This is a genomic window from Blastocatellia bacterium (genome assembly GCA_016713405.1).
Taxonomy (GTDB): domain Bacteria; phylum Acidobacteriota; class Blastocatellia; order Chloracidobacteriales; family JADJPF01; genus JADJPF01.
Genome location: JADJPF010000029.1, coordinates 53,421 through 71,040, shown reverse-complemented (window position 1 = coordinate 71,040; position 17,620 = coordinate 53,421). Strand labels below are relative to the sequence as shown.

Below are 17,620 nucleotides of genomic sequence, written 5' to 3'. Positions count from 1 at the left end.
CTCATCCTGTGGTTTTAATGGGTTATTTGGTGCTGGTTGAATATCAGGGCGTATGCAAATCAGCTTCATTATCAATAGATTTGAAAATATAACTTGCTAAAAAATTAAAGTTTTAATTAGCCTACGTTCTAAAATAGTTCAGCATGGTATTAGCTATCAAAAGCTGATTGAAATTGGATTATGTCGCCTTGACTTGGATCATTATGGCCTATAATTACACTTGTCATAGGGTCGTAGCAATAGGTCTAACTATAGGGTTAATATTTAGTTAGGCAGTTAATTTAGCACCTCGAACATAGAGATAACTTAGCTCAATAGCAGTATTGAAAGTTATTAAGTCTGTAATGACAACTAACTGCTTAAAGCCTTACTTGTTGGAGTGTATGAGCATTGCTATAATCAGGTTGAAGGCTAAATGTTTGGCTAAATTGAGCTATAAAAGGAACTGTTGAAGGAATATTTTGAGACGATCAGCAAAACGATGATTAGGGAGCGAAAAAGGAATTATTGAAAAGGAAAGAAACACAACAACTTTATAGCTATTACAGAGGAAAATAAAGTAGCCGTCACAACCTGTTGCAACTACAGGAGAGCCAAAATATCCCATAATTAGCTAGGAATTTGTAATTTAGGAGGTGTTTGAGATATAATAGGGATAGACAAAGGGAGACTAGGGTTGTGGTGCTTCTTTGGGACATGAAGTCACACCAGAAAAATCATAACAAGCCTAATTTTACAAGTAAATTTTCTTTCAATCTAAAATCATCTTGAATAAAGGTAGAAAAGGATTTGTTTGAGTTGAAACATTACTGTTTCCAAAACCTTGAATAAAAACTGCTGGTAAAGCTAAACTTATTAAGAGATAATTAGCAGGAAAACCGGAAGAAATAAAATGGCAACAAACCCAGAAAAAGGCAGTCAAGGAATTATTTTGCACACTGAATCTGGCACCAGCAGGGTCAAAAGTTGCTGGCCCATCAAAAATGGAAGTCATGGAATATACAGAAGCTTGAGCAAAGTCTATTGGAGCAAAGACGGCTAAACCGCCTTTAAGAGGTTGTAAAGTCCTGTTTCTCTCCAAAGTAATTAAAAATGAAAAAAATCTCACTCCAAATTTAATTTGATGGCGATCTCGAATTAATGAAACAGTATCAAACAAATGAAAAAAAACGTCCATCACTGGGTTAATAAAGGTAAAACAATATTACGGCCAAAAATTACGTCCTTGATCGTATCAAAGTTGAGTAGCAGGATTATTAACATCCACAGGATCAACTTTTTTGAGTTACGGTCGGCTTTTGAGAAATCGTGCTTCATTAACAAAATTAAGGTTTGTATTTGTAAATATTATTAGCAGCAAAACTATAATCATCTAGGCGTTGAATGCCGCTAGAGGTTTCACCTAACTAAAGCCGCCAAGTACGTCTGCGGCTGTTTCAAAACTGCATTATATTTATAGCCTCCATTAAAACGGACGGCTAGACGGTTAAAAGGTGAAAGGTTGATATCCGCTGCGATGCTAAAACTAGGCTATTTCCAATAGAAAAAGAGATTGCTCAAGTGCTAGGGGATATCGCCCGGCGACGTGCACAGATACAACACGATCACTAATTGACACAATTGTTTTTTGTTTAACAGAAAGCCTAGCTCAAGTTAAATAAAGAAAAAAGCTTTGTCTTTTTAAGCGAATATAAAAGTAAAACCGTTTGATATTGGCGAAAAGAGAGCACTTTTTTAGGGCAGTAAACGCTTCTCTAACACTAATTTTGTTGTTGAAAAAAGCCAAATACACTGCCATAAATCATTGCTACCTGTTTTAGTAACAATATTGATTATTCCTCGGATGCTCGGCCAAATTCGGCAGAATAACCATCAGACACAACTTGAAATTCGCATATTGCTTCCACTGACTAAAAGTTGTACAATGCTGCACCGTAGGGATATCGTTATTGCTTATTCCATCAATAATGGAGATTGTTTCCTCTTGCAGTTTGACCATTAAAAGAAATTCCTATGATCGCTGTTGTTCCATTGGGAAGGATTTCTATCCATGCGCCGCTCTGCCCAACTGTTAAAGTAAAGTCTGGCGGTAAATTTCGTTGGTTGGTAGGCAAACTACTAATTTTTCTCCAGTTATATTTGTACTACTTTCTGTGCGTACAGTAGCAAAGTGTTTCGCTATTAACTGTAATAAAATCTGATGTATTGCCTGGTTCTAGCTCCAATGTCAACAAGTGCTGTAGTCCCAACAGTTAAAATTAATGTTGTTGTAGCAGTTGAAAAACCTGTTGAGTATGCCACCAAGTTTATAAGAGTACTATAATTGGTAGTTGTGTTGGCAAATAAGTTTACTGTTAGATGAATTAGTAGAAAATACTAAATTAGTGTCTTCTTTTTTAATTTGGATTGCCCATTACACTAATTACTGCTCCTTGACTATCTTTTGTACTATACCAATGGTTTGAAGTTGCTCTGATGATTGAGCTAGTAGCAGTATCAGCAATTATTAGTAAGGAAGTAATGAAACTTAATTTAATTAACTTGGTTTAGCCTTAATCCTAGTAAACATTGTGAACATTCTTTAGCTGGTTGTGGTCCGATGAAATAATTATATTTTAATTTAGAAAGACTGACATAAAATTTGCAGCCTAACACATAAAAGTACCTATTTATATTTTATTAAGTGCATTTTTATTTAATCAAAATCAACTACGTTATGTTTAATTCCTTACAGCTTATAAATGAAGTATTAGATGGGAAATATCGTATAGACAAGCAACTTGGTCAAGGTGGAATGGGGGCTGTCTGTCTAGCTACTCATCTTGGGACAAAGCGATTAGTCGCGCTTAAAGTTGTTACGCCTCAATTTATGAGCAATACTAGCTTTGTAGAGCGTTTTAAGCGTGAGATGAAGCTATGGGATTCACTTCCTATCCAAACGTTGTAAATATTAGTGATTTTGGTTTTACAACCTTTCGAGATGACATACTTGCTTATATGGTGATGGAATATACCTAAGTAGGTAGTAATTTAGGTAATTTAATTAAGCAAAAGGAAGCTACCCCTAGGAGCTTATTACTGATATAGTTGAGCAAATTTGTTTGGCGATTCGTACAGCACACCTGCAGGAATAATTCACCGGGACTTAAAGCCTGATAATGTTTGGTTAGAACCAAATGGACGCCGGTAGCTACAATGTCAAAATCTTAGACTTTGGACTAGCTAAACTGCGGCCCAATATGCCATGCAGGAATAATAAATAAACCCTGAGAAAAAAATCCTGTTAAATATCTCTTAAAACTTCTTCCAAAACTTTAGTTAATACTTCTTCAACCGAATCCGTATCCTTTGCCAGTGAAATTACGCTTCAACCCCAGAAAATGAAAAAGAAGATTCTCACGAAAGCGAGACAAAAGTTATTCAGCCTCGCTTGACAGCTAGTAATGATAACAATAGCACTAATGCTGATAATAGCCTTACACAAGTTGGGGATCTGCTTGGAACGGACCGCTTTACTATGTCGCTTGAAACAATGTAGCGGAGAACAAAACTTAGATGGACGATCAGATATTTATAGCCTTGGTGTCGTGATTTGCAAATGCTAGCAGGTGAAACCCCTTTTCAAGGTAATATTTATCTTTGTGGTTCATCCATACAACTACCCTACCACCACCATTACAACAAAAAATATTTTAATTTCTGAACCCATAGTCAATTTAGTTATGTCAGCATTGGCAAAAGATCCAAAAGATCGTCCGCCCGATGCAATGGCATTTGCGGCAACATTTCGAGCCAATGCTAGTGGGGGAAAGTGCATTCTTGCGTCAGGCAATTAGTTTATATAGCGAGCATTTTTTTTTCCTTTTGTTCGTTAGCTTTTCTTGGTTATATTGACAATGATGTTTGGGGATTGTAGCATTTTTATGGGAATACAAATTCCAGCATTTCATAAGCTTAAAAATAATTCATGCTATTATTATTTTCTTTATCACTTCGAAAGTATTAACAATGCGGTTTACAGGTAGTTTAATTGTGCGAATGGTATACTTTTTATTGAATATCCTGCAATTGCTTTTAAGAAAGGGTTGTTTATCAAGCTTTTAGGCAAGGATTTAAGGCGTTTGTTATCGGATCTTTATTTGCGCACACGGACCTTTCCTCTATGTTGCAATTCCTATAATAGTTAATTCTTCTTTGCCAATAAACCCTAATACTTGGCCTTATTGGGTAAATAACTTGATTTTTAATAACTATAACAGGCTTAACACTTAGAAAAGACTTTTAGCGGGAAAATGGCTTTATTCTCCCGTCACGCTTTGGGGAAAACCTAGAAGGTCAAGCTGCTTTGGATCGCTCTAAAGCTTTAGTAGAAAAACTAGAAGGTAGTATAGGAAAAATTTTTCCTTTATTTGTATTTGTAATGATAAATGTTTCAATTTTAGCAATTATGCTGGGTTGGTCATTTATTAACCATATAAGCTATAGCCGTACTTCCTCAGATATTGCCATTGAAATAACTACTGTTTCTTTAGGAATTATTTTAAGTATTGTTATTTGTACTCTACTTTGTCCAATAATTGGAATAGGTTACGCGCTTTTTTACCTAAAAGCTCGTCAAGCAGGAGGAGAAAAGACCTTTTCCCAAACGATATAATGACTGATCTTACGCAGTAAGAATAAGTAGTGAAGAAATAAAGAGGTTAGTACCAAAGAAGTAGAAGAAATAACTCAAGAATGGATTTCATAGGGGGTTTGAGGAAATAGGGTTATAAAGAAAATGTAAGTTATAGTATTATCAGGGTATTAATCAATTTTTCATACGGAAAAACCAATGACCCTGATAATGATACTTTATATGATAGCGATAATATACAGAGATACAAGGACAAATAGTGTAGAACTAGCAAGTTGGTATAAAGGAGTCAGTCATGATCAGATAAGTAGAATGCTGCAAAGTAAATGTCACTGGCCAACACTCCCTGTGTGAAATATTTGCGAAAAAACTAATAGGAAATATGACAAAAGGATATTTGATAATAGATGATACTGTGCTAAAAAAATACGGACAGAAGATATTTGGGGTAAGTTGGGTGTATAGTAGTAGCCTAAAGAAAACACTGCAAGGAATAAACGTCGTAATGATATTATGGACAAATGGAGTAGTGAAAGTGCCTTTAGGAATAAAAGTTTGGGTAAAAAGGAAGGCATAGCAAATAGTATTAGCATCAAAAATGTTGAGATGGGCTAAAATAATTGGGTTTAAGCCCTCTTACGTATTATTTGATAGCTGGTATGCTTCCAAAAATTTCTTAAGCAAATAGAAAAATATGGATGGAAATTCATAAGTAGATTGAAAGTAATCGAAAGTTTGCAGATAAGCAATTACGTAAGCATTGGCCTTATCGCTATGGACATGGTATAGGAAAATTGTCAGGTTCTATTGAGGTTTTAGTAGTAAAAAGACGGCTCTAGATTTCTCGCTAGTAATGACCTTAGCCTATCTATCCAAGATATTAAGCTTCGCTATGCTAGCCGTCAATTAATTGAAGAAACTTTCAAAGTCTTAAAATTCCAACTTGCTTGGGCTAAAAACCCTTCTCATTCCAAAACTGCTCAGATTGCTCATCTTCATCTTTGCTTGATGGCTTTTGCTGCTTAGAAGCCGAATCTGCTTCCACTGGCTTAACTCCTTATTCCATAAGGCGTTCCTTATTTCCTGATGCTGTTCCTACACATTCCTATTTAATTCAATACTTTACACAGGCTGCGTAAGATCAGTAATGATTTAAAACTTCCTTAATTAAGGAATTTCCAAAATGATTGATAATATCTTAATAAAATCATAAAAGGCGACTGTATAGAATTATTTAAGTTAATCCCTGATGAAAGTGTAGATATAACTTTTTGCAGATCCTCCATTTAACCTAAAAAAAAATATAACTCCCATAAAGATAGCCTTATTATCCAAGATTATTTAGATTGGTGTAACAATGGATTAAAGAAACAGTGCGTGTAACTAAACCAACAGGATCTATTTTCTTACATAATATTCCAAAATGGCTGACGTATTATTCCTCTATGCTTAATAAAATAGCTGATTTTAAGCATTGGATTTGCTGGGACGCACCTACTATGCCGATGGGAAAACCTTGCAACCCTCACATTATGGAATGCTTTATTATGCAAAAGATACAAAGAAAAATAAGTTTTATGAAATTAGATATCCACATAAACGTTGTCGAAAATGTAATTACCTACAAAAAGATTACGGAGGTAAAAAGCTGCTCTGCATCCTTTTGGGCCCTTGTTTCAGATGTGGACAGACATTCACCGAGTTAAACATAACAAATATAGGGACGATCACCCTTGTCAACTTCCAATACATCTTTTAGAACGTGTTATTTTAATGTCAACGGATGAAGGAGATATTGTATTTGATCCATTTTCAGGAACAGGAACTACAGCAGTTGCAGCTAGGAGACTAGGCAGAAATTACCTTGGGTTTGAACTTGATGATGAATATGCAAATATTTCTATGAATAAATTGACTCAAGAATCAGCTAGCTCCAAAATAGGAAATTCCTGGGTGAGCTATTTTTTATGGTATTGTAACTTTAAGAGATAAAGATTGGGAAAATATTTCTCAATACTATTTAATTCCAAACACAGCAAAACAAGTTGATTGTGTTGAAATCAAACTAAAAGATATTGAACAAAGGTGCATATGTCCATCTTAGGCTTATATTTTATGACTTTGTTTTCCTCTCTAGATAAGTTATAAAATAGCCAACAATTAAGTTTACTTCAAAAACACTATCAAATATTACTTAAGAGCAAAGAATGAGAGAATGTAAGCAATGCCGTAGTTGTTATGACGATAGTTTAGAAATTTGCCCAGCGGATGGCGAGCAGTTACATTATTCTTTGCCCATTTCTACAATAATTAATGATACTTTACCAATTAACTAATCTTTTAGCCTATGGTTCAATGGGCAGCGTTTACCGTGCTGAGCAACAAGGACTGCAACGTCCAGTAGCAATAAAAATACTTAATCCTAAACTTTTAACAAGCAATGTTGCCCGCGAACGTTTTCGCCGTGAAGCTTTAGTTGCTGCAAGTATAAAAACACCCAAATATTATAGCGGTTTACGACTTTGCAACTACTAGTAATGGGCTTTGTTATATAGTTATGGAGCTTTTTAGAAGGGCAAACTTTTAGCCCAACGCTTAAAAGTTGAGACCAAAATAACTGTAAAACGAAGCTGTAAAAATTACTTTAGAAGTTTGCGAAGCTCTAACCCAAGCTCATAGTCGGGGAATGATTCATCGAGACTTAAAACCTTCTAATATTTTTCTGTCTCAAATTGGTAACGACACAGTAACTAAAATTATTGATTTTGGGCTAGTTAAATTAAAAGAACGCACTACAAAAAACATTACTTCAGGAGCTTTAATTGGCTCACTACATTACACAGCCCCAGAACAATTTCGCAGCATTGAAATAGATGCTCGTGCTGATATTTATGCTTTAGGAACGATTCTTTATCATATGCTAACAGGTCGTCCCCTTTTGATACTCCAAACAAAACGCAGCTAATTTATCAGCAATTAAAATGCTAAAGCTTTGCCACCTCATCATATTGTTTTTGATATTTCTCCACTTATAGAAGCGGCTGTAATGAAAGCGTTGGAAAAAGATCCCAAGCGCGTTTTCAATCAATTACCGAGTTTGCTGCTGCACTAAAACAAGCTCCAAACGTAACTTGCGCCGCACAGTAGGAATGTTTATTTCCTACCACTAGATAAAAAAGTAGCCCTACACCAGAAACAGAACTCCAACAAGCTACACAACAAGCCCTATCTTTTTGAGCATTTTGTAGCACGTAAAAGAGAACGTGCTAAACTACGTCAAGCTTATGAACAAGCAAGCGAAGGAAAAGCTATTGCACTCTTAATTGCCGGTGATGCAGGAATTGGTAAATCACAACTTTTAAGTCAACTTATAAAGAGTTTCAAGAAACAGGAACTCTTTGCTTTTGTGGTCAATTTACCAACAATGTAACGCCTCTTGGTCACTTCTAAATATAAAACCTTATTTACAAGAACTATTATCAGATATAAGTAAATTCCAAGAAATTTTTGGTTCAATTGCAGCAAATGTGCAAGAAGAAATTTTAGAGATTTCGTCTAAATGCCAACAGCCGCGCTATTTCAGCCTAAAGTAGAAAATCGCTCAGAAAATCTTCTGAACTGCTAGCACAAGTTTTTTTGCAGCTATCACAAAACAGCCAATAGTAATTGCTTTGGACGACCTGCATTTAGCTGACGAAGCTAACCTTAATTTTTAATATATTTAACAAGTATAGCAACCTATAAGCAAATACTTTTTCTTTTCACTGCTCAGCCAAGAGCTAGCACGTCCAGAAAATATGGTAGCTAATTGGTTAGATAGAATGTCAAATCAGCGTCAATTACAAAGATTAGCCCTAATAGGCCGCTAGCCGCTAGCGATGTTCGACAACTAATAGAAAAGATTTTTTCACCCATTGTTATTTCAGACGAAGCTATAACTAAACTAGTAACAGCAACTGAAGGAAACCCATTTTATTTAACAAATTTGCTACGTTTAATGCTCTCAGAAAGCCAAATTAGCTGGGATGGTCAACAATGGATTACAAATAGCTTGATGACTATTAAAGTACCTGAAACCGTAGCACGATTGATTGAAGCACGCTTAAGCTTTTTGCCTGTAGAAAAGCGTCAAGTTCTGGAAAAAGCTAGTATTTAGGAGAAACTTTTGGGTTTGAAGTTTTAAGAAAATTTGTTGACTAGATGAAGACACGCTCTTAAAAATCCTGGATGATTGTTTGCGTTATGGGCTAATAAAAGAGGCTCGTATCCCTGAAGGGGGTTCAACAGAAGACGACTATTACAGTTTTACTCAATATGTACTTTTATCAAGTGCTTTATGAAAAATGGTCTGATATAGAGCGTAAAAACCAACATAAAAATTGCAGCAGAAATTTTGTCTGAATCCTCGCAGGAACAAAGCTTAAATGCTTTTGCAGCTAGACAATTTGAGTTAGCCAAAGATATAGAACAAGCCTTTTGTCATCGCAGCATTGCAGCTAACCGCGCCCGGCGTGCAGGTGAAGTAAATTTAGCTAAACAGCAACTTAAAAGCTCAAGAGTTAACAGAAAAGCTTCCTCAATTGAAAATCTGTTAGATTCAGCTACAAACTTAACAGAAGACAATAAATATTAGCTTCTAATTATTGTGATTATTTAATTTTGTTTGTTGATTTAAAAATATATGACACAGTTGCACAGGCTGAAGAATCGATGGAACTTGCTGTTAGGCTTGCACAAAAACTTGGGGAAGCAATTTTACTTGCTCGTGTGTTGGTTGCTGCTGGACATTTTCAACAAAGCCGCAATGATTACATTGCGAGCACTTAATTACTTTGAGCGAGCCTTAATGCTTTATCAGCAAACAGGAAATAAATCTCGCCATAACATTATTTTAGAACAAATAAATACACTTAGAGCTAAAACTAAGCCTCAAAAATTAACTGAAGATAGTTTTTAACTATTCTTGAAAAAGGTGCTTGTTTAACTCGTTGATTAAATTGCAGATATTTAACAAAAAATCCTGTGCGTGATTTTTGGTCTAATTTCCGCTTGACGACTAAGTAAAGCTGCAATTTCAGACTTAAAATTAGGACGAGGATAAAGCAACACAACTTTTCAATAGTTTCTTTGTCTAGCTCGTCAAATCTATTACCAATAACATCAAAGGCCGCGCCTTCGTGCAAAAGATGAGCTTCTGCACCAAATTCTAGCCCCACAGTAATGTTTAGATGAAGGCTAATGGCTTCTGTAACTTTGTGGCGTAAATTGTCCGACAAGGCTTGTTTAGCCAAAAATCTTCAGCAATTTTTGAACCTTCTACAGCAAAACACTCTGTTAGTGGGTCTTTTGCCAATATTTTCCGTTAAGCTATGTCATGAAGCAAAGGCAGCTATATAAAAACTTCTCTGTTGTAATTTATGCCATCTCTTAAAGCTAGCAATGCTCCCCAAGTATAAGTTCGCAAACAATGATTAACTAGCATAACAGATGAAACTGAGCGACAAAATTCTTCTGATGCTTTAACAACGTCTGTTTGTGAAACTTCAATATCTTTTAAGTCAAGCTTTTTTATATCTTTAGCAGTTAGTCCAAGTTTTTTAAAAACTCAGCTTACCTTTAGTTTCTTTTGCCCATTTATATGTTCCTATTTTTGCCATAAACACCTTAATAAAAATTTTTTGGTAAAAGCTATCAAATTTCTTGCCAATGTCAAATAAATAAACTATCCTTTTTTGGTCGGCTGCTAATAACCACTTAAAACCCTTGATTAAGGTGATTAAAAAATCACACCTAATCTTATTGTCTTTTATTCTAACTCCAGATTTTCATAAAGGGTCTGGAATACCTGTTGGAACGGTAGTTGATGCCCAAGGTTTTGTTATTCCTCAAGCTATTGGAAATGACATTTGTTGTGGAATGCGTCTTTCAGTAACTGATTTAACACAAGATGAGTTATTAGCTAATGAAAACAGGTTGAAAAACAACTTCGAGCAATTTTCTTTCAAGGCAAGCGTCAACTACCTTGTCATCTCGTCAACGCCAAGCATTGCTTAAAGAAGGCTTGTGGGGACTACAAGAAACCTCTAAAGATAATGCTAATGTTGGTTTATGGAATTATTATGACGCACAACAACAGATGCAGGATCTTAACTTTGTCCATTTCCAAGGAGTCTTAGAAGCAAAAAATACTTTTGCTTTTGATGATTTTATTCAGTCAGCAAATGCGACGGCTGGTTATGATAGTCAAATAGGCTCAATTGGTGGTGGAAATCATTTTGTAGAAATTCAATCTATAGCAGAAGTTTTTGATGGTGCTACGGCTCATATTTGGGGAGTAAAACCTAGTCAAATTACTATTATGGTGCATTCAGGTTCTGTAGGTTTGGGTCATTTAGTAGGGGGACATTTTCGAGATCGCGCTAAAGAAATTTTTCCAAAATCAATGGCTCATCCTGAACATGGATTTTATCCTTTGCCAATCGAAGGGCGACATAAAAATATAGCTATAAATTATCTGGATGCAATGAAAAATGCTGCTAATTTTGCTTTTGCTAATCGTCTTTTTTTAGGCTTAATGGTAATTGCTGCCTTTTCTCAAATACTGGGTCGCAAGGTTTCAGCTAAATTAATTTATGATGCACCTCATAATTTGATTTGGGAAGATGAACCTTCAAAAGGAAATTATTTACATCGCAAAGGTGCTTGTCCGGCTTTAGGTGTTGAACCATCGATAAATAGCCCATTTTGTTATACAGGTCATCCAGTAATAATTCCTGGCTCTATGGGTGATTCAAGCTATTTAATGGCTGGTCAGGGAAACATAACAGCTTTATCAAGTGCTTGTTATGGTGCTGGTCGTGTAGTGGCAAGGGGTCAAGCACGAAATATGGATCAAGAAACTTACAAAAGTGTTGTAGCACCTCTTAAAGTTGTAACGCCTATTGATCCTAATGATATAGAAGTAAAACTACGACAAGATATAATGGCAAAATACCAAGATAGACTTAAGGAAGAGTCCCCGACTGCTTATAAAGCAATAACTCCTGTAGTAAACACGGTTGAGCAAGCTAGCATTGCTCGGCGTGTTGCTCGTCTTAGCCCTTTAATGACTATTAAAGGCTAGGTTTTCACTTTTTCTAAGAACAATGTAGGAAATTTTTAAGTTTTCAGATTTAATTATAACCTGTAAAATGCAAAGAATTTCCTACATTAAAAACCAATAATTAAATCCATGGAAAAAAACTCTTCTACTTTAAAAACAAAATCTCTAACCTCTTTTTTTAGTAATAAATATGTAATTGTGTTAGGGTGTATTGTAGTTGCAATATTACGTTTTTATTATTGTTGTCAAACAACTATAAACACAGGTGATACGCTTCGCCATATTAGTTGGGGATTAGTTATAAATAAGCATGGTTATTCAGCTATTAATCAAAACCTAATTGCTTTTTATCCACAATTAAAGTTTGTTGCTTGGAACCATTTGCCCTTTAACTACCCTATTTTGGCATTAGTTTTTGATCAAATAGTAACTTATATTTATCCAAGTCTTTTTTGTATAAAATTTGCACTAACAATTATTGAGTTTTTTAATACTTTATTAGTTAAAAAATTAACTAATAATTGGTTGTTATCTTTTGCTTATTGGGCATCACCTATATCTATTTGGTGGGTTTCTCATGAAGGTCAATTTGAGCCTCTACAAAATATATTTATATTTTTAGCATTACTTTTTTTTGCTAATAACTCAAGGAAAAATTTAGCATATTTGATTCTAGGTTTAGGTATTCAAGTAAAATTAACTGCTATGTTTCTACTTCCTTATTTCTTACTTAAAGAAGAAAAAGAAATAAAAACTTTAATAAAACGTGGCCTTTTTTTCTTACTAGCTTTTATTCCCACTCTTTCTTTATTTTTTATTACTAATCCTTTTCAATTAATACTCCAATCTCTTGCACTGCGCTTTAATCCATATTTCTTTAATTTTTTTGACAAGGATATGTCTTTATGGCTACCTAATTGGATGATATTTTCAAATCAAATAACTACTTATAGCTTGCTAGCTATACTTATTGCATATAGATTTCCAAAACCAGAAAGATTAGTAGAAATTATTACACCTCTTATTTTTTTAGTTTTTCTAAAAACCGTATCCCAAGCACAACCTTGGTATTTAATAACTTTATATCCCTTTCTATTAACTCTTGATAACTTAAAACTTCGCAATAGTTTATGGTTAGGTTGTTTTTTACTGGATATTTTTTCTATAGGTCAAATAATCTTTGGCCCATTTGGTTATACAGTACCAAATTATTATAAAGCTTTAAATAATGATGCTTTTATGAGATTAGATAGTTTATTTTGAGAGCTTATTTTAAGGAAATTTTGAGAGAAGCAAATTTGCTCCTCCCAAAATATTTGGCAATTAGTTTAGTAATTAGGTGTTACGCCTAAATTATAGAAGATAAAAGAATAGATGTCGGCTGTTTCTTCAATACGTTTAGAAGTGCTACTTGCACCGTGTCCAGAATTAACATTAATACGAATTAAAACAGGATTATCACCACGATGTTTTTCTTGTAAAGTTGCAGCATACTTAAATGAGTGTGCTGGAACAACCCGATCATCATGATCTGCTGTAGTTACAAGCGTTGCAGGATATTTAGTTTCTTTAATGTTATGAAGTGGAGAATAGCGATAGAGATTTTTAAAGTTTGCTTCATCTTGTTCGCTAGATCCATATTCAGGAATCCAATTCCAGCCAATAGTAAATTTTTGAAAACGTAGCATATCCATCACACCAACTTGAGGAATAGCAACCTTAAATAATTCTGGTCTTTGATTAATCACAGCACCAACAAGTAACCCGCCATTTGAACCACCTTGGATAGCTAATTTTTCTGGCGAAGTATATTTTTCTTTAATTAAATACTCACCAGCAGAAATAAAATCATCAAAAACGTTTTGCTTATTTAGCTTGCGCCCTGCTTCATGCCATTTTTCCCCATATTCATTTCCGCCACGTAGATTAGCTATTGCATAAACTCCACCTTGTTCAAAAATAGGTATTAGAAGCGGGTTAAAGCTTGGCAATAAATTTACGCTAAATCCACCATATCCATATAAAAGCACTTGGTTACTACCATCAAATTTTAACCCTTTTTTATGAATAATAAACATAGGTACTTTTGTACCATCTTTGCTAGGATAAAAAACTTGCTTAGTTTCATAATCTGTAGCCTTAAAGTCAATTTCTGGTGCGCGGAAAAGTGTAGATTTTTTGCTTTCTATGTCATAGCGGTAAATAGTTGGAGCAAAAGTAAAAGAAGTAAAAGTATAAAATACAAATTTATCTTCTCGCTCACCACCAAAACCGCCAACTGTACCAAGCGCAGGAAGTTCTACTTCATTTTCTAGTTTCCCATTTAAGTCATAAACATAAACCCTAGAGGTGACATCTTTAAGGTAAGTAGCAAAGATTTTTCCACCCGATGTTGTAACAGAACTTAAAGGTTCTTCTCGATTAGGTAAAATGTCTTTCCAATTTTTTTCATCAGGATTTTTTGGATCAAAAAGAATTAGTCGATTATTAGGAGCATTCTTATTTGTAAGAATTAAAAACTTATCTCCAACATTATCAATAAAATCAAAAGAATCATCTCCAACTTCTCCAATTATTGGAGTAAAGTTTTTCTCACCTTTGGTTACATCACGGAAAAACAGAGCATCTCCTCTTTTACCTTTTCCACGATCACTAATACTTAAAACTAAAAAATTCTCATCTTCTGTAGTTCCAGCAAAATGAAATCTTTGAGGATTATCTTTATCAGAATAAATTAGTTCATCTTCTGATTGAGGTGTTCCAACTTTATGATAATAAACTTTATGATATTCATTCTTGGAAGATAGTTTTTTACCATCTGGCGGCGCGTCATAACGACTATAATAAAATCCATGACCTTGCCAAGAAAGTCCTGACACTTTCACCCACTCAATTTTATCTACAAGCAATTTCTTAGTAGCAACATCCATTACATAATAGGTTTGCCAATCTGAGCCACCTTCAGAAATACCATAAGCTAAATATTTACCATCTTTAGAGACACCAAAAGCACCCAAGCGAGAAGTGCCATCAGAAGAAAAAGTATTAGGGTCAAGTAACATTTCTGCCTTACCATCTAAACCTTTTTGTATATAGGCTACACTTTGATTTTGCAACCCATCATTCTTAAAGAAAAAGTAATTATCCCCTCTGCGAAAGGGTGAAGAGTATTTAGGATAATTAAAAACTTTTTCTAATCTTTCCTTAACTTTTTGTCGATAAGGAATTTTTTCTAAATAATCAAAAGTTACTTTATTTTGTTCTGTCACCCATTTAGCAGTTTCTGGTGAATTATCATCTTCCAACCACCTATAAGGATCTTTTACAGCATTTCCAAAGTAAGTGTCTGTATGATCAATTTTAGCAGTTTTTGGATATTGCAACTTTATCCCCTGTGCAAAAGATTGAAAAAATATAGCCAAAACTAATATTAGGCTAAAAGCTGAAAGTAAAATTTTTCTCATGCCTTTAATATCTCCAAAATATAAAAAATTTTTTACTAAAGCGGAGCGACTTTATTTTTTATTTATCAATAGATGATGACATGTTATTTCAAGGCTGCCAAGGCACTTAAAGAGATTTTAGAAAGATTGCTGGATAATAAAAAATTTTTTTTTATTTTATTTCTACCTTATTTAATGAATTAACTATAATTTACTAATTAAAAAATAATTTATATAAAATCTATAGCTTTTATCCCAATACTTTATTACTATAACTAGCGTTTGCCCTAAGCTGTTTATTCCTAATTAGAAAAATCCTTAACTACTTAAATTACTTAGGAGAATAGGCATGAAAAAACGGTTTTTCTTAATAATAATTTTCTTGGTTTTCCCCTTTATTATCTATTCACAAACAAATGAAAATACTGAAAAATTAGATAAACCTTCGCGTGATATGGCTAAAGAAGAAATTATTTGGCAAGAATTAAAAACTCCTGACCTAATCAATATTTGGAAAAAAGCAACAGAAGCACTAGATAAAGATGATTATCAGACGGCTGCACAGTTATATGAAAAAGTTTTAGTTAAATCTCCTAAATTTGATGCTGCAATGAGGCGGTTAGGTTCAAGTTATTTAAGTTTAGGGAAGCGTAAAGAGGCTTTAGAACTGCTAGAACAAGCTGTAAAGGAAAAATCTTCTCCTGAAAATCTTATTTCCCTAGCTCAAGCACTAGCTTTTTCTGGCGAAAACCAACAAACTCCAAATAAGGATTTATCACGTGCCTTTTCTTTAGCTCAGCAAGCAGAAAGAAAATACACTGGTAATGATCCAAGTTACACTTTATTAGTCGCACAACTAGCATTTAATTTAGAAAATAATTATTTTTTATGCGAGTCAAGCCGCAAATTAATTGATAAACATTCTGATTTAATGCCTAGCCATTACTTTATGGCTATTTGTTCTTTCACAAAAGCTGATTGGGTAAATGCAAAAAAAGAGATAAGAAAGGCTCAGGAGCTAGGTTTAGAAGCAAAAGAAGTAGAAAGAATATTAGCTCTAATTAATGAAGCCACTAGCGTATCTGTTGGTAATACAAATAACCTTGGATTTTCTTCTTATTTTTATTATGCAATTTATTTAGTGATAGCCTGGATAGCAGGACTAGTTTTGCTGTTTATATTAGGTAAAGTATTTTCTAGATTAAACTTACAATTTATTGAAACAGCCGACCCAAATCTTGCAGCTAGCCCAAAAGAACTTTCCTTAAGAAAATATTACCGAATGCTAATAAATATTAGCAGTATTTATTATTATCTTTCTATGCCTGTAGTAATGTTTTTGGTAATAACAATTGTTGGTTCAATTTTATATTTCTTCTTATGGATTGGAACTATTCCAATTAAATTATTTTTATTTATTGCATTAGCTGGGTTAATGACAGTTATTGCTATGGTACGTTCTTTTTTTATAAAAATAGATTCTAATGATCCAGGTAGAGAACTTAAGCAAGACGAAGCCCCTAAACTTTGGGAACTTACCCGCGAAGTAGCTAAAACGCTTGGGACTAGACCTATTGATGAAATTCGTGTTACTCCAGGAACTGACATAGCTGTTTATGAAAAAGGAAGCTTTAGAGAAAAATCACAGGATAAAGCTAAAAGAGTTCTAATTTTAGGAATAGGTATATTAAACGGTTTTGACTTAAATGCTTTTCGTGCTGTGCTAGCTCATGAATATGGACATTTTTCTAATCGAGATACGGCTGGCGGAGATATTGCGTTAAGAGTTAGGCAAGATATGACTAAATTTGTTGTAGCCATCGCGCTAAATGGTCAAGCAGTTTGGTGGAATATTGCTTACCTATTTTTACAAGTCTATGATTTTATCTTCCGTCGTATTAGTTTTGGAGCAACTAGATTGCAAGAAGTTTTAGCTGACCGTATTGCAGCACTTAATTATAGCCCTCAAGCCTTTGAAACAGGGCTTCGTCATGTAATTCGTTGTGAAGTGGAATTTTCTCATTTAGCAAACCAAGAAATTGATAATGCTTTAGCAACTAAAAGAAGTTTATCTAATCTTTATGACTTAAAAGCTACATTAGACTCAGAGCAAGACTTAAACGAACAAGTTAATAAAATAATAGCTGAAAAAACTTCAGAAGATGATACCCATCCTAGCCCAATAGATAGGTTTAGATATATTAGCCGTATAAATAGCAAAATAGTTGAACCAAGCAATACTACAGTTTGGGAACTTTTTGCTGATCGTGAAGCTATCACTAAAGAAATGTCTACTCTAGTAGAATTAAACACAGTAGGAACAACTTATTTAACTGAATTAAAAGAAGTTGAGAAATAATTTTCTTAAAAATTGATTTTGCAAATAAGGTTAAAGCGGGATTTTGCAAAAAATCTGCTAAAAAGACTAGCCAAGCGCGATAT

The 17,620-nt window shown here is 34.1% G+C and carries 20 protein-coding genes and 2 pseudogenes; 17 read left to right on the top strand and 5 right to left on the bottom strand.

The genetic code is table 11. The features are described 5' to 3' along the window. Positions 1 to 751 precede the first annotated feature (751 nt). Together IPK14_28315 and IPK14_28310 are read right to left on the bottom strand one after the other, a co-directional pair. A complete protein-coding gene (locus tag IPK14_28315; GenBank protein MBK7997134.1) occupies positions 752 to 1,159 on the bottom strand; it encodes a hypothetical protein in 408 nt (135 codons plus the stop codon). 802 nt (positions 1,160 to 1,961) lie between these two features. Continuing rightward, complete coding sequence (locus IPK14_28310) at positions 1,962 to 2,114, bottom strand: hypothetical protein (GenBank protein MBK7997133.1); 153 nt, start codon at positions 2,112 to 2,114, stop codon at positions 1,962 to 1,964. A 602-nt stretch (positions 2,115 to 2,716) separates the two neighbouring features. Between IPK14_28310 and IPK14_28305 the strand changes: the two genes are divergently transcribed. From IPK14_28305 to IPK14_28275, 7 genes and pseudogenes are all read left to right on the top strand, one after another. Continuing rightward, positions 2,717 to 2,947, top strand: coding sequence for a hypothetical protein (locus IPK14_28305; GenBank protein MBK7997132.1), 231 nt, complete (start codon positions 2,717 to 2,719; stop codon positions 2,945 to 2,947). A gap of 694 nt (positions 2,948 to 3,641) precedes the next feature. After that, the gene (locus IPK14_28300; protein ID MBK7997131.1) at positions 3,642 to 3,836 is read left to right on the top strand and encodes a hypothetical protein; all 195 of its coding nucleotides are present in this window, start codon (positions 3,642 to 3,644) and stop codon (positions 3,834 to 3,836) included. 509 nt (positions 3,837 to 4,345) lie between these two features. Next, the gene (locus IPK14_28295; protein MBK7997130.1) at positions 4,346 to 4,654 is read left to right on the top strand and encodes a hypothetical protein; all 309 of its coding nucleotides are present in this window, start codon (positions 4,346 to 4,348) and stop codon (positions 4,652 to 4,654) included. A 361-nt stretch (positions 4,655 to 5,015) separates the two neighbouring features. Then, positions 5,016 to 5,210, top strand: coding sequence for a transposase (locus IPK14_28290; protein ID MBK7997129.1), 195 nt, complete (start codon positions 5,016 to 5,018; stop codon positions 5,208 to 5,210). Positions 5,211 to 5,839: 629 nt separating this feature from the next. Continuing rightward, positions 5,840 to 6,737, top strand: a pseudogene (locus IPK14_28285) (site-specific DNA-methyltransferase). A gap of 209 nt (positions 6,738 to 6,946) precedes the next feature. Next, entirely contained in the window at positions 6,947 to 7,168 is a 222-nt protein-coding gene (locus IPK14_28280; protein MBK7997128.1) for a hypothetical protein, read from the top strand. Positions 7,169 to 7,271: 103 nt separating this feature from the next. Next, positions 7,272 to 7,598 (top strand): protein kinase, encoded by a 327-nt coding sequence (locus IPK14_28275; GenBank protein MBK7997127.1) that lies wholly within the window; start codon positions 7,272 to 7,274, stop codon positions 7,596 to 7,598. 115 nt (positions 7,599 to 7,713) lie between these two features. Here IPK14_28275 and IPK14_28270 read toward each other — a convergent pair whose 3' ends face one another. Further along, positions 7,714 to 7,884 (bottom strand): hypothetical protein, encoded by a 171-nt coding sequence (locus IPK14_28270; GenBank protein ID MBK7997126.1) that lies wholly within the window; start codon positions 7,882 to 7,884, stop codon positions 7,714 to 7,716. Here IPK14_28270 and IPK14_28265 point away from each other — a divergent pair. The 6 genes and pseudogenes from IPK14_28265 to IPK14_28240 all read left to right on the top strand — a co-directional run bounded on the left by IPK14_28265 (position 7,875) and on the right by IPK14_28240 (position 9,590). After that, positions 7,875 to 8,063: pseudogene (locus tag IPK14_28265) on the top strand (ATP-binding protein). The gene IPK14_28270 and the pseudogene IPK14_28265 sit on opposite strands and share 10 nt — an antisense overlap. Beyond that, positions 8,038 to 8,226, top strand: a complete 189-nt coding sequence (locus IPK14_28260; protein MBK7997125.1) for a hypothetical protein — start codon at positions 8,038 to 8,040, stop codon at positions 8,224 to 8,226. The pseudogene IPK14_28265 and the gene IPK14_28260 overlap by 26 nt, the downstream one beginning before the upstream one ends. A 404-nt stretch (positions 8,227 to 8,630) precedes the next feature. Continuing rightward, a complete protein-coding gene (locus IPK14_28255; GenBank protein MBK7997124.1) occupies positions 8,631 to 8,789 on the top strand; it encodes a hypothetical protein in 159 nt (52 codons plus the stop codon). A gap of 237 nt (positions 8,790 to 9,026) precedes the next feature. Then, complete coding sequence (locus tag IPK14_28250; protein MBK7997123.1) at positions 9,027 to 9,266, top strand: hypothetical protein; 240 nt, start codon at positions 9,027 to 9,029, stop codon at positions 9,264 to 9,266. A 26-nt stretch (positions 9,267 to 9,292) separates the two neighbouring features. Beyond that, positions 9,293 to 9,460, top strand: a complete 168-nt coding sequence (locus tag IPK14_28245) for a hypothetical protein (protein MBK7997122.1) — start codon at positions 9,293 to 9,295, stop codon at positions 9,458 to 9,460. After that, positions 9,438 to 9,590, top strand: coding sequence for a hypothetical protein (locus IPK14_28240; GenBank protein MBK7997121.1), 153 nt, complete (start codon positions 9,438 to 9,440; stop codon positions 9,588 to 9,590). The genes IPK14_28245 and IPK14_28240 overlap by 23 nt, the downstream gene beginning before the upstream one ends. Here IPK14_28240 and IPK14_28235 read toward each other — a convergent pair. Then, the gene (locus IPK14_28235) at positions 9,556 to 9,924 is read right to left on the bottom strand and encodes a hypothetical protein (GenBank protein MBK7997120.1); all 369 of its coding nucleotides are present in this window, start codon (positions 9,922 to 9,924) and stop codon (positions 9,556 to 9,558) included. The two genes, IPK14_28240 and IPK14_28235, sit on opposite strands and share 35 nt — an antisense overlap. A gap of 508 nt (positions 9,925 to 10,432) precedes the next feature. Between IPK14_28235 and IPK14_28230 the strand changes: the two genes are divergently transcribed. The 3 genes from IPK14_28230 to IPK14_28220 all read left to right on the top strand — a co-directional run bounded on the left by IPK14_28230 (position 10,433) and on the right by IPK14_28220 (position 12,998). After that, complete coding sequence (locus IPK14_28230) at positions 10,433 to 10,687, top strand: RtcB family protein (protein MBK7997119.1); 255 nt, start codon at positions 10,433 to 10,435, stop codon at positions 10,685 to 10,687. Beyond that, complete coding sequence (locus IPK14_28225; protein MBK7997118.1) at positions 10,656 to 11,756, top strand: RtcB family protein; 1,101 nt, start codon at positions 10,656 to 10,658, stop codon at positions 11,754 to 11,756. The genes IPK14_28230 and IPK14_28225 overlap by 32 nt, the downstream gene beginning before the upstream one ends. A 177-nt stretch (positions 11,757 to 11,933) precedes the next feature. After that, positions 11,934 to 12,998, top strand: a complete 1,065-nt coding sequence (locus IPK14_28220) for a hypothetical protein (protein ID MBK7997117.1) — start codon at positions 11,934 to 11,936, stop codon at positions 12,996 to 12,998. A 65-nt stretch (positions 12,999 to 13,063) separates the two neighbouring features. Here the strand turns inward: IPK14_28220 and IPK14_28215 are convergent, their stop codons facing one another. Continuing rightward, entirely contained in the window at positions 13,064 to 15,199 is a 2,136-nt protein-coding gene (locus tag IPK14_28215; GenBank protein ID MBK7997116.1) for a S9 family peptidase, read from the bottom strand. A 328-nt stretch (positions 15,200 to 15,527) separates the two neighbouring features. On the opposite strand from IPK14_28215, the gene IPK14_28210 reads away from it, so the two are divergent. Continuing rightward, positions 15,528 to 17,537 carry a M48 family metalloprotease gene (locus IPK14_28210; GenBank protein ID MBK7997115.1) on the top strand — a complete coding sequence of 670 codons (2,010 nt, stop codon included), beginning with the start codon at positions 15,528 to 15,530 and terminating at the stop codon, positions 17,535 to 17,537. Positions 17,538 to 17,620 lie beyond the last annotated feature (83 nt).

Excerpts from the sequence above, each read along its gene's own strand:
- IPK14_28240 (MBK7997121.1), top strand. The coding sequence starts at position 9,438 with ATGATTACATTGCGAGCACTTAATTACTTTGAGCGAGCCTTAATGCTT.
- IPK14_28210 (MBK7997115.1), top strand. The coding sequence starts at position 15,528 with ATGAAAAAACGGTTTTTCTTAATAATAATTTTCTTGGTTTTCCCCTTT.
- IPK14_28255 (MBK7997124.1), top strand. The coding sequence starts at position 8,631 with ATGCTCTCAGAAAGCCAAATTAGCTGGGATGGTCAACAATGGATTACA.
- IPK14_28290 (MBK7997129.1), top strand. The coding sequence starts at position 5,016 with ATGACAAAAGGATATTTGATAATAGATGATACTGTGCTAAAAAAATAC.
- IPK14_28305 (MBK7997132.1), top strand. The coding sequence starts at position 2,717 with ATGTTTAATTCCTTACAGCTTATAAATGAAGTATTAGATGGGAAATAT.
- IPK14_28215 (MBK7997116.1), bottom strand. The coding sequence starts at position 15,199 with ATGAGAAAAATTTTACTTTCAGCTTTTAGCCTAATATTAGTTTTGGCT.
- IPK14_28280 (MBK7997128.1), top strand. The coding sequence starts at position 6,947 with ATGATACTTTACCAATTAACTAATCTTTTAGCCTATGGTTCAATGGGC.